The 12,244-nt window shown below is 70.6% G+C and carries 11 protein-coding genes; 6 read left to right on the top strand and 5 right to left on the bottom strand.

Annotated features, from left to right (window positions below):
- Positions 1-42: 42 nt before the first annotated feature.
- From AB0M67_RS13505 to AB0M67_RS13495, 3 genes are all read left to right on the top strand, one after another.
- Entirely contained in the window at positions 43-687 is a 645-nt protein-coding gene (locus AB0M67_RS13505; protein WP_365745479.1) for a class I SAM-dependent methyltransferase, read from the top strand.
- An 80-nt stretch (positions 688-767) separates the two neighbouring features.
- Positions 768-1,712 (top strand): N-acetylmuramoyl-L-alanine amidase, encoded by a 945-nt coding sequence (locus tag AB0M67_RS13500; protein WP_365745478.1) that lies wholly within the window; start codon positions 768-770, stop codon positions 1,710-1,712.
- 264 nt (positions 1,713-1,976) lie between these two features.
- Positions 1,977-2,768, top strand: a complete 792-nt coding sequence (locus AB0M67_RS13495; RefSeq protein ID WP_365745477.1) for a DUF5336 domain-containing protein — start codon at positions 1,977-1,979, stop codon at positions 2,766-2,768.
- Between the two features lie 116 nt (positions 2,769-2,884).
- Here AB0M67_RS13495 and AB0M67_RS13490 read toward each other — a convergent pair whose 3' ends face one another.
- Positions 2,885-3,676: a maleylpyruvate isomerase family mycothiol-dependent enzyme gene (locus AB0M67_RS13490; RefSeq protein ID WP_365745476.1), complete on the bottom strand. Its 792-nt coding sequence runs from the start codon at positions 3,674-3,676 to the stop codon at positions 2,885-2,887.
- 74 nt (positions 3,677-3,750) lie between these two features.
- Here AB0M67_RS13490 and AB0M67_RS13485 point away from each other — a divergent pair, with 74 nt between their 5' ends.
- Complete coding sequence (locus AB0M67_RS13485; RefSeq protein WP_365745475.1) at positions 3,751-4,044, top strand: hypothetical protein; 294 nt, start codon at positions 3,751-3,753, stop codon at positions 4,042-4,044.
- A gap of 25 nt (positions 4,045-4,069) precedes the next feature.
- On the opposite strand, the gene AB0M67_RS13480 is transcribed toward AB0M67_RS13485, so the two are convergent.
- Genes AB0M67_RS13480 through AB0M67_RS13470 form a run of 3 tightly spaced genes read right to left on the bottom strand, consistent with a single transcriptional unit; the run spans position 4,070 to position 7,262 of the window.
- Entirely contained in the window at positions 4,070-5,167 is a 1,098-nt protein-coding gene (locus tag AB0M67_RS13480) for a prenyltransferase (RefSeq protein ID WP_365745549.1), read from the bottom strand.
- A 2-nt stretch (positions 5,168-5,169) separates the two neighbouring features.
- Positions 5,170-5,913 (bottom strand): class I SAM-dependent methyltransferase, encoded by a 744-nt coding sequence (locus tag AB0M67_RS13475; RefSeq protein ID WP_365745474.1) that lies wholly within the window; start codon positions 5,911-5,913, stop codon positions 5,170-5,172.
- Positions 5,907-7,262 (bottom strand): glycosyltransferase family 4 protein, encoded by a 1,356-nt coding sequence (locus tag AB0M67_RS13470; protein ID WP_365745473.1) that lies wholly within the window; start codon positions 7,260-7,262, stop codon positions 5,907-5,909. Before AB0M67_RS13470 ends, AB0M67_RS13475 begins: the two co-directional genes overlap by 7 nt.
- 243 nt (positions 7,263-7,505) lie before the next feature.
- On the opposite strand from AB0M67_RS13470, the gene AB0M67_RS13465 reads away from it, so the two are divergent.
- Positions 7,506-8,129 (top strand): TetR family transcriptional regulator, encoded by a 624-nt coding sequence (locus AB0M67_RS13465; protein WP_365745472.1) that lies wholly within the window; start codon positions 7,506-7,508, stop codon positions 8,127-8,129.
- A 190-nt stretch (positions 8,130-8,319) separates the two neighbouring features.
- Positions 8,320-9,585 (top strand): S8 family serine peptidase, encoded by a 1,266-nt coding sequence (locus AB0M67_RS13460; protein ID WP_365745471.1) that lies wholly within the window; start codon positions 8,320-8,322, stop codon positions 9,583-9,585.
- 74 nt (positions 9,586-9,659) lie between these two features.
- On the opposite strand, the gene AB0M67_RS13455 is transcribed toward AB0M67_RS13460, so the two are convergent.
- Positions 9,660-12,095 carry an endonuclease/exonuclease/phosphatase family protein gene (locus AB0M67_RS13455; protein ID WP_365745470.1) on the bottom strand — a complete coding sequence of 812 codons (2,436 nt, stop codon included), beginning with the start codon at positions 12,093-12,095 and terminating at the stop codon, positions 9,660-9,662.
- Positions 12,096-12,244 lie beyond the last annotated feature (149 nt).

Here is a 12,244-nt window from a genome sequence, read left to right as displayed (position 1 = left end):
CCGTACCCCCCACCGCTCACCGCACCAGCACCAGGAGAGCCGATGCCCCCGGCACCCGCGCCGAAGATCCTCGCCGCCTTCGAGGCCGCCAAGGGGTTCATGCCCGTCCACGAGGGGCTCGCCCTGTACGCGGCGGCCACCGAGGCGGGCGCGCTCGGGCTGCCGCTCCTGGAGATCGGGACGTACTGCGGGCGCTCCACGCTCCTGCTGGCCGCCGCCGCACGCGAGGCCGGTACGGTCGCCGTCACCGTCGACCACCATCGCGGCAGCGAGGAGCAGCAGGTCGGCTGGGAGTACCACGACCCGTCCGTGGTCGATCCCGACACCGGGCTGATGGACACGCTCCCGGCCTTCCGCCGCACGCTCCTGGCGGCGGACCTGGAGGACTCGGTGATCGCGGTCGTCGGCCGTTCGCCACGGGTCGCGAGCGTCTGGGGCCGCCCGCTCGGCCTCGTCTTCATCGACGGCGGCCACACCGACGAGCACGCCAACGGAGACTACGAGGGGTGGGTCCCGCATCTCGCCGAGGGCGGGCTGCTCGTCATCCACGACGTGTTCCCCGACCCGGCGGCCGGCGGGCAGGCCCCGTACCGCGTCTTTCTCCGGGCCCTGGCCTCCGGCGCCTTCACCGAGGTGTCGGTGACCGACTCGCTGCGCGTCCTGCGCCGTACGGCACCGGGCGGCTGACCGCCACGCCCCAGGGCGTGTCCGCACAGTCCCGTGTCTTCTGCCGCGTCCCGATCGCCCGACGGTCTACCATCGCGACGGTGTCGTACGACGAGAGTCAGCAGCCCGCCCGCGGCCGTTTCGGCCGAAGCAAACTCACCGTCGCGGTCGCCGCACTGGTGCCGACCGCCGCGGCCGGATGGCTCGTCTGGCAGGGGATGAGCGGCCCGGACGGCGGTCCGACACCGGCGTCAGCGGCCGGCGTCATCCCCTCCGCCGCCCCGGCCACCACGCCGTCCGCCGCCGCCACCGCCCGGCCGCGCACCGATGACCGACGGGACGACGACGTCCCCGGTGGCACCGCCCCGGCCGGACCGCTCGCGGGGAAGGTCGTGGTCATCGATCCCGGTCACAATCCACGCAATCGCGACCACACCGCCGAGATCAATGAGCCGGTGGATATCGGGACAACCAGCAAGGAATGCGACACCACCGGCACCTCCACCGAGGCCGGTTACCCCGAAGCCGAGTTCACCCTCGATGTCTCCCACCGCCTGCGCGATCTGCTCAGGAAAGAGGGGGCGACGGTCACGTTCACCCATGACGACGAACGCCCTTACGGTCCGTGCGTCGATGAGCGCGCCCGTATCGGGAACAAGGCGAAGGCCGACGCCGCGATCTCCGTCCACGCCGACGGCTCGGCTCCCGGCAACCGCGGATTCCATGTCATCCTCCCCGCCCTGGTCAAGGGCGGCGGCGCGGACACCACGGCCATCGTCGGCCCCTCGCGCGAGCTCGGCGAACACATCGTGGGCAATTTCGTCCGGGAGACCGGCAGCGCCCCCGCCAACTATCTGGGCGAGGGCACGGGGCTCGACGTACGCGAGGACCTCGGTGGGCTGAATCTGTCGACCGTGCCCAAAGTCTTCATCGAATGCGGCAATATGCGCGATTCGTCGGATGCCGAACTGCTCACCGACGCGGAATGGCGGCAGAAGGCGGCACAGGGGCTGGCGGACGGGATCCGCGGATTCCTGAAGAAGTGAGAACAGCGTGAGAAGTGAGAACAGAAGGGGTGAGCGAGAGCGGCGAACAGGCACGGTAAAGGGCGGGCGGGAGTGGTGAACTCCGCCCGCGGACCCGCGTAACGGGCGTGTACCGGCCCCCGATACCCGGCAGACGCCCGGAACGGGGAGACGATACATTCATCCGTACGACAGGGAGCCGCCCCCGAGCTTCGCCCCGTATACCGCCTCACCGGCGGCCACGACGACCGCCCCGACTCAGCCGACAGACGAAGGACTTCTCACGTGAACATCCGCTCCCTCACACGAGGCGACGGCGTGGTGATCGGAGCAGCGGTGTTGCTCTTCATCGCCTCGTTCCTCAATTTCTACGAGTCCAGCTTCAGCACTGGCGTGAATGCCTGGGACTTGCTGGGCGTCGTGATGAGCATCCATCTGGCCGGAGTCATCGCCGCGGCACTGATCGTCACCGCCCGCGCGCTGCCCCAGCCGCGGAAGGTCGTGGGACTCGACCTCGGTCAGTTCGGTGTCGCCCTGTCGGTCTTCGCGGCGTGGACGGGCCTCTGGTACCTGCTCGGTGACGGCAGCGCGGGCGGCGGTCTGATCCTCGGCTTCATCGCCGCGCTGATCATGGCGGGCGCCGCGGTCGCCACGCCGGTCGTCCCGGCCCTGAAGGCCGCTCTCATCGGCGCCCCGAGGCCGCAGACCCCGCAGCCGTACGGCGGACAGCCGGGCATCCCCGGCCAGGGGTACGGCTACCCGGCCGGCCAGCAGCCGTACGGTACGCAGGGCCAGCCGCAGCCGTACGGCGCCCCGGCGGGCCAGCCCGCCGCGGCCCAGCAGAACGGTCCGTCGCAGGGCGGCGCCGCTCCCGCCGGTGACTTCTCGCCGTTCTGGTTCGCCGTACCGGTCGCCCGGCCGCTGTTCGGGGAGGACGGCTCGCCGTCCCCCATCGCCGAGCTGGCCCCCGGCACCTGGTACCTCGCGGTCGAGCAGCGCGGTCCCGGTCTGGTGGCCCAGACCCAGGACGGCCGTCGCGGAGTCCTCCAGGACACCTCAGGCATACAGCGCGGCTGATCACGCGCCCCAGCGGTACGGCGACGGCCCCCCACCGGAAGGCGGGGGGCCGTCGCCGTTTCCCGGGCCGCCGGTCGGCCGGGCCCGGTCAGCGGTCGTCGGTCGTCGGTCGTCGGTCAGGTGAACGAGGTGCGCTCCAGCCAGAAGTCCAGCAGCTCCGTGTCGCCCAGCACCTCGACGCGCTCGCTGTCCACGGGCAGCCGCCGGTAGACGACCCGCAGCACATCGGTCAGCGGTCCGCGCACCGCGACCGTCGCCTTCCCGTGGGCGTGCCGCCAGCCGAAGCCCTCTTCTCCGAACTCGACCAGCCACTCGGCGTCCACTCCGCCGGGGACGTCCGTCGCGTGGAAGTGCAGGGTGTTTCCGGGGCCGCGCAGCTCGGCGGCCTCGGGATCCCCGGAGGCCGCGGCGAACCCCACCAACTGGAGCAGTTCGTCGATCGTGTCCGCCGCGACATCCGGCGCGACCTCGAACGGGACCCCGGCGGCCAGCGCCGCGTCCACCCGGTGGATCACCGTCTCGTGGGTCAGCCTGCGCGCCCAGAAATCGGTGTTCCGCTCCCACCCCCAGCTCCATACGCCGGTACCGGGCCCGGCCTCCCGCAGGGCGCCGACCAGCTTCGCCGCCCCGTCCGCGAGCCAGGCGTCCAGCGCCGCCGGGTCGTCACCGGCTGGACCCTCGATATCCGGGACCTGGTCCTCCGGAATGTCCTGCTCCGCGCGGGTCCTTACGATCGCCTCGACCCAGCGGTGCGCTCCGCCCACATGGCGCGCCAGCTGTCCGAGCGTCCACTCCGGGCAGCTCGGCACCTGCGCGGAGAGGTCGGCGCCGGCGATCGCCGCCCTCAGCAGGTCGGTCTGTGCGGTGATCTCGTGGCCGTACCGGTCGTATCCGAGAAGCGTCGTCATACGGCGCACCCTAAGCACCGGGGTCATGGGCGGCCAACGGGTTTCCCCCGCGCGGGACCGGTAACACGGTTGGCATGGCCACACGACATCGCAGTGGAAGCGGCTCCGTGGCGACGGTCATCATCGTCGTCGCGGACATCATGGCCTTCATTCTGGGCCTCTGGATTCTGATGTACCTGCTGGACGCCAACCGCGCCAACGACCTGGTGGACTTCATCCAGGGCGCGGCCCGCTGGCTCGCCGGCTGGTCCTATGACCTGTTCACCTTCGACGAAGCCTGGGCGCGTGTCGTCTGCGGTTACGGTCTCGCCGCGGTCGTCTATCTGCTCGCCGGCCACGGCATCGCGGGCCGGCTGCGCCGGCTCTGATCGCTCGCCCGCCGGCGATCGGCCATCATGGGCAGCAGTCCGGCTCCAGGCCGAGCGGCAGCCGTTCGCCGCCGAACACGGCGGTGGTCGCCTCGTCCCCGCCCAGGGCGGCCACCGCCAGCAGCAGCGACCCCGCCGTCCAGGTGGTGAGTTCCTCGGGCCAGTAGGCCCGATGGCCCTCGAACACGTACCCCGTCCAGTACATCCCGCCGTCGGCGCGCAGATGCTGGATGGACTGGAGGACCTCCAGCGCCCGGTCGGACTCCCCCATCACCCAGAGCGCCAGGGCGAGTTCACAGCTCTCGCCGCCGGTCACCCAGGGGTTGGGCAGCACACAGCGCACCCCCAGGTCCGGTACGACGAAGCGGTCCCAGTGCGCCGCTATCCGCGCCGTGGCCCGCGCTCCCGTCACCGCGCCGCCGAGCACGGGGTAGTACCAGTCCATCGAGTAGTCGCTCTTGTCGAGGAACCGCTCGGGGTGGTCGCGTATCGCGTGCCGCAGCGCGCCGGTCGCCAACTCCCAGTCGGGCTGGGGCTCTTCGCGCTCCTCCGCGATCGCGAGCGCGCACCGCAGCGCCTGGTGCACGGACGAACACCCGGTCAGCAGGGCGTCGTTGACGGCCGTGCCGTCCGCCTCGCGCTTCCAGCCGATCTGGCCGCCCGGCTGCTGGAGTGCGAGGACGAACTCGATCGCCGCGTGGACGACGGGCCACATCCGGTCGAGGAACGCGTCGTCGCCGGTGGCCAGGTAGTGGTGCCAGATACCGACGGCCACATAGGCGCAGAAGTTGGTCTCGCGGCCCCGGTCGCCTGGGCACATGGCCGCGGTGTCGGCGCACGCCGTGCTGTCGGTGTACGCGGCGTACCAGGACCCGTCCTCGTTCTGGTTCCTGGCCAGCCACTCGTACGCCCGCGCCGCCGCCTCGGGTTCGTCCGCCGCGTCCAGCGCCATGGCCGCCTCGGTGTGGTCCCAGGGGTCGAGATGGTGCCCGCGGAACCACGGAATCGCACCGTCCGGACGCTGTGCCGCCAGGATGCCCGCGACCGTCTCGGCGGCCTGCTCGGCGGTGAGGACTCCGGGCAGGACGAGATGTTCCGTGGCGTCGGGACCACGGCCGGCCAAGGTCACGTGGCGACTGCCGCGGACACGGCCGGCAGCTGCGGCTTCGTCGCGTAGGCCACGAAACTCTTCCCCACGACGGGGTTGAGCAGCTGTTCGGTGAGCCGGGTCGCGAGGGGCTTCTTCATGATGTCCCAGACCAGCAGCTTGTGGTACGCGCGGACGGGCAGCGCCTTGTCGTTGTCGACGCCGAACGCGCACTTGAGCCACCAGTACGGCGCGTGCAGCGCGTGCGCGTGGTGCGTGCCGTACGGCTTGAGCCCGGCCTCTCGCATCCTGCCGAGCAGTTCATCGGCTTTATAGATACGGATATGGCCGCCCTCGACCTCGTGGTAGGCGTCCGAGAGCGCCCAGCACACCTTCTCCGGGCCGTACCGTGGCACGGTCACGGCGATCCGTCCGCCGGGACGCAGTACCCGCACCATCTCCGCCAGGACGCCCTTGTCGTCCGGGATGTGCTCCATGACCTCGGAGATGATGACGACGTCGAACGACGCGTCGGGGAACGGCAGATTGAGCGCGTCGCCCTCCATCGCGGTGGCGGTGGCGCCCTCGGGGGCCTCCCCCGCCTCCTTCATCGCGGCGAACCACTTGGCGACCTCGCGGATCTCCTCGCCGTTCCGGTCGAGGGCCACGACCTGAGCGCCGCGCCGGTAGCACTCGAAGGCGTGCCGGCCCGCGCCGCACCCCAGATCGAGCACACGGTCACCCGCGGCGAGCGGGAAGCGGGTGAAGTCCACGGTCAGCACAGGGTCGTCCTGCTTTCGCGGTCGGAGGGGCGGGCGTTCGAGGGGCGGGCGGCCGAAGGGCCGGCTTTCCGGGCGCCCGGGGAGCGGGCGATCGCCGTGCGGTAGAGCTCGGCCGTGCCCTGTGCGGCCCTGGCCCAGGTGAAGCGCTCCAGCACCCGTTGACGCCCGGCCGCGCCCAGCCTGGCGCGCAGTTCCGGATCGTCGAGCAGCCGGCCGAGGGCGAGGGCCAGCGCGCCCGCGTCGCCGGGCGGTACGGCCAGACAGGTTTCCCCGTCCACGCCCGCGACCTCGGGGATCGCACCGCCGGTGGTGGCGACGAGCGGGGTTCCGGTGGCCATCGCCTCGGCGGCCGGCAGCGAGAACCCCTCGTACAGGGAGGGCACGCACGCGATCCGCGCGCCGCGCACCAGATCGACCAGCTCGGCGTCGGAGACACCCTTGACGAACTGGACGGCGCCTTCGAGTCCGTACCGTTCGATGGCCTGCGCGACCGGGCCGTCCTCGGCCCGTCTGCCGACCACGACCAGGTGGGCGTCGGGGTGTTCGGTGCGGAGCTTGGCGAGGGCCTCGACGAGATGGACGAGGCCCTTGAGGGGAACGTCCGCGCTGGAGGTGGTGACGATCCGCCCCGGGATCTCGGGCACGGCCGGGTCCGGCGAGAACAGCTCCGTGTCCGCGCCGATGTGCACGACCTCGATACGGTCGGCCCGTACCCCGAGATGGTCGGTGATCTCCTGCTTGGAGGAGCCGGAGACGGTGAGGACCGAGGGCAGCCGCCGCGCGACGCGCTTCTGCATCCGGGTGAACCCGTACCAGCGGCGTACGGAGGCCCGTCGCCGCCAGTTCTCGGCCGCGTCCAGCTCCAGCCGCCGGTCGACGGTGATGGGGTGGTGGATGGTGGTGACCAGGGGGGCGCCGAGGTCGCCGAGGAGTCCGTACCCGAGCGTCTGATTGTCGTGGACGACATCGAACTGACCGGCGCGGGCGGCCAGATGACGCCGGGCCCGGAGCGAGAACGTCAGCGGCTCCGGGAAGCCACCGGTCCACATCGTGGCGACTTCGAGGCCGTCGATCCAGTCGCGGAACTCGTCGCGCCTCGGTGTACGGAAGGGATCGGGCTGCCGGTAGAGATCGAGACTGGGCAGCTCGGTGAGTGGTACGCCCTCGTCGAGTACGGGGTAGGGCTGGGCGCCGATGACCTCGACGCTGTGCCCGAGCCGGGCGAGTTCACGGGACAGCTGCCGGACATAGACACCCTGGCCGCCACAGAACGGGTTTCCCTTGTAGCTGAGAAGGGCGATACGCAGGGGCCCCGTTCCGGTGTCCGCCGCTATGGCCTCAGCGGTCACTTTCGGCCCCCTTCTCACTGCGCTCTCCGTGTTTTCGCCGGAGCGTAACCGCTGTCCACAATCTAGAACAAGTTTCAGAGTTGTTCGTCCACGCCTTCGAATCTACCGGCAAGTAGCCTCGCGGCACCCGCCGGAACAGGTGATTCGTGCCACGGCGGTGTCTGCCATGCTGTGCGGTCCGACGGCGGCGAAGCGCTCAGGGACATTCGGAGACGTTCAGATGCGTTCAATGGAGTGCGACAGATGGCAGCGGAAGTCAAACCGGCGTCACCCCCGCTGACGCGCCGCCAGGAGGCCCGGCGCCGCCGGATCCTGGACGCCACCACCCTGCTGGCCTGCCGGGGCGGTTTCGACGCCGTACAGATGCGTGAGGTCGCCGAGGAGGCCGGGGTCGCCCTCGGGACGCTCTACCGTTACTTCCCCTCGAAGGTCCATCTGCTGGTCGCGACGATGCGGGATCAGCTGGAGCATCTGCACACCACGCTGCGCAAACGGCCGCCCGCGAGCGACAGTCCGGCCGAGCGGGTGGCCGAGACGCTGCTGCGCGCGTTCCGGGCGCTCCAGCGGGATCCGTATCTGGCCGACGCGATGGTACGGGCGCTGACCTTCGCGGACCGCGGGGTGCGCGACGAGGTGGACGGGGTCATCGGGCGGACGACGGCGATCATCCTCGACGCCATCGGCCCGTCCATCGGCCCGCAGGGCCCGACACCCGAGCAACTCTCCGCCGTACGCGTCGTGGAGCACACCTGGCACGCGGCCCTGATCACCTGGCTCTCGGGCCGGGCCACGATCGCGGAGGTGAAGTCGGACATCGAGACGGTCTGCCGGCTGATCGACCTGACGGTCCGGGGCCCGGGGGACTGACCGTCCGGGGCCCGGGGGACTGACGGTGCACGGCCGCGAGGACTGACGGGCAGGCGGTACCGGCCGGATGTTCTTGCTCCATCCGGTGGTCTTCGCTCAAGCGACGCGTGTGTTGTGGACGAAGGACGGGTGTTCGTACCTCGCGGGTCCACTCCGACCGCGATCGATCCCCGTCATCCAAGGAGCATGTATGCGTCTCAGCGCGCGCTGGGCATCCGCCGCCGTTCTGCTGCTCGCCCCCCTGATCAGCGGCACCAGCGGCACCGACGCCATGGCCGGGCCCCGGGAGAACCTCGTTCCGGTCGAGCGTTCCCCCAACGCGGTGCCCGGCCAGTACATCGTCACCCTCAAGCCCGCGTTCTCGGCGACCACCGTCCTGCGGCAGTTCGGTCTCACCCCGCTGTTCACCTACGACAAGGTGCTGCACGGGTTCACCGCCGCCTTCTCCGCGACCCAGCTGTCCAAGGTGCGCGCGCTCCCGGCCGTCCAGGCCATCGAGGAGAACAGCAGGGTCACCGTCAGCCCGACGTCGACCCGGCCAGGACAGTGGCGGGCCGAGCAGCCGGGTTCGGGACACACGGATACGGAACGGAAGGATCCGGGACAGGCCGGTGCGACGCGTGAGCGGGTACCCGCGCAGAGCTGGGGACTGGACCGGATCGACCAGCGCCGGCTGCCGCTCGACGGCCAGTTCACGGTGAACGGCACCGGCGAGGGCGTCACGGCGTACATCGTCGACACCGGAATCGAGACCGCCCACAGCGAGTTCGGCGGCCGGGCCACCGTCGGCTTCGACTCCGTCGGTGACGGACGCATGGGCCAGGACTGCAACGGCCACGGCACCCATGTGGCGGGCACCACCGGCGGCGCCACCTATGGCGTCGCCCGTGCCGTCTCCCTCGTCGCTGTCCGTACGCTCGGCTGCAAGGGCGACGGCACCTGGGCCGGGGTCATCGCCGGATTCGACTGGGTGGCCAAGAACGCCGCACAGCCCGCGGTGCTCAACGCCTCACTCGGCGGTCCGGCGTCCAGCGCGGTCGACACGGCGGTCAACGCCCTCGCGGCCCGGGGAGTGCTGCCGGTCGTCGCGGCCGGCAATGACGCGGTGGACGCCTGCGGTGCCTCCCCTGCCCGCGCCTCGGGCGTGTACACCGTCGGCGCGACCAACAGCGAGGACCAGGAGGCCCGGTTCAGCAACCACGGCACCTGTCTGGAGACCTACGCCCCGGGCGTCGCCATCGTCTCCGCCAGGCTCGGCGGCGGCTCCGTCGCGCTGAACGGCACCTCCATGGCCAGCCCCCATGTCGCCGGGGTCGCGGCCCTCTACAAGGAGGAGAACCCGTCCGCCACCCCGAACGAGGTGGCCGACTGGCTCACCGAGCGGTCCACGAAGGACGTCGCGTTCCCCATCAGCGCCGGCTCCCCCAACCGTCTCCTCTACACCGACGGTCTGTGATGACGGGTTGAGACGACCGTGGCGTGTACGCGAGTCGCGTACACGCCACGGTTCGGTTCAGCCGGGGAGGCGGCTCACTTGATACGGACGACCTGCGGGTCGTGGTCGCTCGCCTGGTCGGCGAACTCCGCGTTGATGTGCACCACGTCGTACCCGGGCTTCTTGATGCCGGGGCTGACCAGGATGTGGTCCAGGGTCTGCGAGTTGCCGTCGTAGACGTAGCTGTAACGCTCGTTCTTCGGCAGCTTGTTCATCAGATCGACGAGGACCCCGCCCCGGGTGAGGGTGGTGAGGGGCTTGGAGAACTGGTAGTCGTTCAGGTCACCGAGGACGACGACCTTGGCCTTCTTGTCCTTGGCCAGCAGGCCGGAGACGAAGTCGTTGACCTCCTTGGCCTGGGTCAGGCGCTGGGCCTCGGAGCCGAGCGTCGGCGGCTGGAAGACACCGTGGACCGGCTGGTCGCCGCCCTTGGAGTTGAAGTGGTTGCCGATCACGAAGACCTGCTCACCGCGGAAGGTGAACTCGCCGACGAGCGGCTTGCGGCTGCTCTTCCAGGCGTCCGAGGTCGGGTTGATCCGGCCCGGGGACACGGACAGCGTGATGTCCTTGCCGTTCTTGCCGGTGGTGACGACCTTGGTGGCGGTGGTGGCGTCGCCACCGGGCCGGTCCACGAAGGAGACCCGCTTCGGGTTGAAGAGGAAGACGTTGCGGATGTTGCCGCCCGGCTCACCGCCGTCGGTCTTGTCCGCCGGGTCCACGGCGCGCCAGTCGTACGCCGGGCCGCCCGCCGCCTGAATGGCGGCGACGAACTGCGCGAGGGTCTTGTCCGCGGCGACCGTGCCGTCGTCCTTGGCGCCGTTGTTGTCCTGGATCTCCTCCAGGCTCACGATGTCCGGCGTGGCGAGGTTCTTGACGATGCCCTCGGCGAGCCGGTCGAACTTGGCCTGCGGGTCGGTCGGGTCGAGGTTCTCGACGTTGTACGTGGCGACGGAGAGCTCGTCGCTCTTGCCCTTCTTCGCCACCTCCGGCTTGAGACCGCCGGACTTGACCTTGCCCAGGGTGCTCGCCTGGAGGCCGTATCCGCCGTAGGTGGAGTAGTCCAGCGGGCCGCTGGTCGTACCGGTCAGGGTGTCGCCCACGTTGGCCCCGGGCTTCTCGCCGGTCAGCGAAGTGACCAGCAGACGGCCCGAGTTCGCCTCGTCGTACGAGGGGTAGACCGTGCCGCCGCGCGGGGTCGGGTTCTGCTTGGGCTTGGTGGTGACCCATGTGTCGCCGTACGTGTTGGAGGCGCCCACCACCCGGCTGTCGCCGATCTGGATGAGCATGCCCTCACGGGACTCGAACCAGTCCAGGGCGTACGTGTCGGGCTTCAGTTCGAGCGGCTCGATGCTGAGCCCGTTCGCCTTCGGCGCGTACGTCTCGGGCAGCGTCCTGGCGTCGATCACCTCGGCCGCGGGCAGCGGGTTGCCGGAGGAGAGGACGACGGTCGTCGGGCCGCTCAGCTCGGTGAGGGACTGCGCGCCCGAGCTCTGGCCGCCCGGGTAGTACTCGACGACCTTGGCGCTGACCAGGACCGAGTCGCCGACCTTCACCTGCGGGGTGGCCGAGCCGGTGAAGACGAACACGCCCTCGCTGGTGGCCGGGTTCTTGTCCGGCGCGGTGTCCTGGATCCAGAAGCCGCGCGAGGAGCCGGTCGCGCGGATCGCGGTGACCACGCCCGGCACGTTGGTGACGGACTTTCCGGCCTGCGGGGAGATCCGGGTGGTGCCCTGGATGTCGCGGATCCGCAGCTCGCCGGGGGTGGTGTTGGTGGGCGAGGGGGTGGGCGACGGCTCGCCGCCACCGTCGCCCGCGCCCGCGCTGTTGCGCGGGGACGGCGTCGCGCCGGTGAAGTCGGCGGAGTTGTTGTCCGTGTCGGCGAGCACCGCGTTACGGGCCACCGAGTGGGTGTTGTCGGCGCCGGTGGCGGGGGTGTTCTCCCGGACGGTGGCGGTGCCGAAGCCGACCAGGTCCTTGACGTTCGTGTCGGCCGCGCAGTCGGCCGCCGTCAGACAGGTCAGCGGGGTGGTGGAGCGGACGAGCGCGACGGTGCCGCTGCTCGCCGACATGGCGATGGTGCCGGTCGCGTCGGCGGTGGGCAGCGGGGTGTCGCCACCGGCCCCCTTGGCCTCCTCGACGAGGTAGCTGCCACCCGCGGGGATGGCGCCGTTGATCTCGGTGACCTGCCACTTGGAGCTGGAGGTGGGCGAGCCGCTCAGATACTGGACGGACCAGCCGGTGAGGTCGAAGGGACCGTCGCCCGCGTTGCCCAGCTCGATGAAGTCATTGGTGAGGGTGGCACCGGAGTTCCCGCCGCCGCCGAACACCTCGGAGATGACGGCGTCCGGGGACGGCGTCGCCTGAGCGGTGAACGGAAGCACGATGAGCGATCCGGCCAGACCGACGGGGAGCGCCACGGCGATCGCCTTGGCACGCCGGCCACGCAGGGCCGGGGGTATGGATGGGGACACGGTGGACTCTTCCTTGCGAATGTGACGTGTGGGAGACGTGCGAGTCGTACAAGAAGCGCACGAAGTGTGAGAACCCTGGAAGTCGGCTCAAGATACGCGCGTAGATAGAACGCCAACAAGAGCCCGTGCACGGTAAGTGGCAAGTGTTT

Origin of the sequence: Streptomyces sp. NPDC051662 (assembly GCF_040681655.1) — a bacterium.
Lineage (GTDB): Bacteria > Actinomycetota > Actinomycetes > Streptomycetales > Streptomycetaceae > Streptomyces.
The sequence above is the reverse complement of the archived record's forward strand: the minus strand, read 5'-3'. Positions and strand labels throughout refer to the sequence as shown.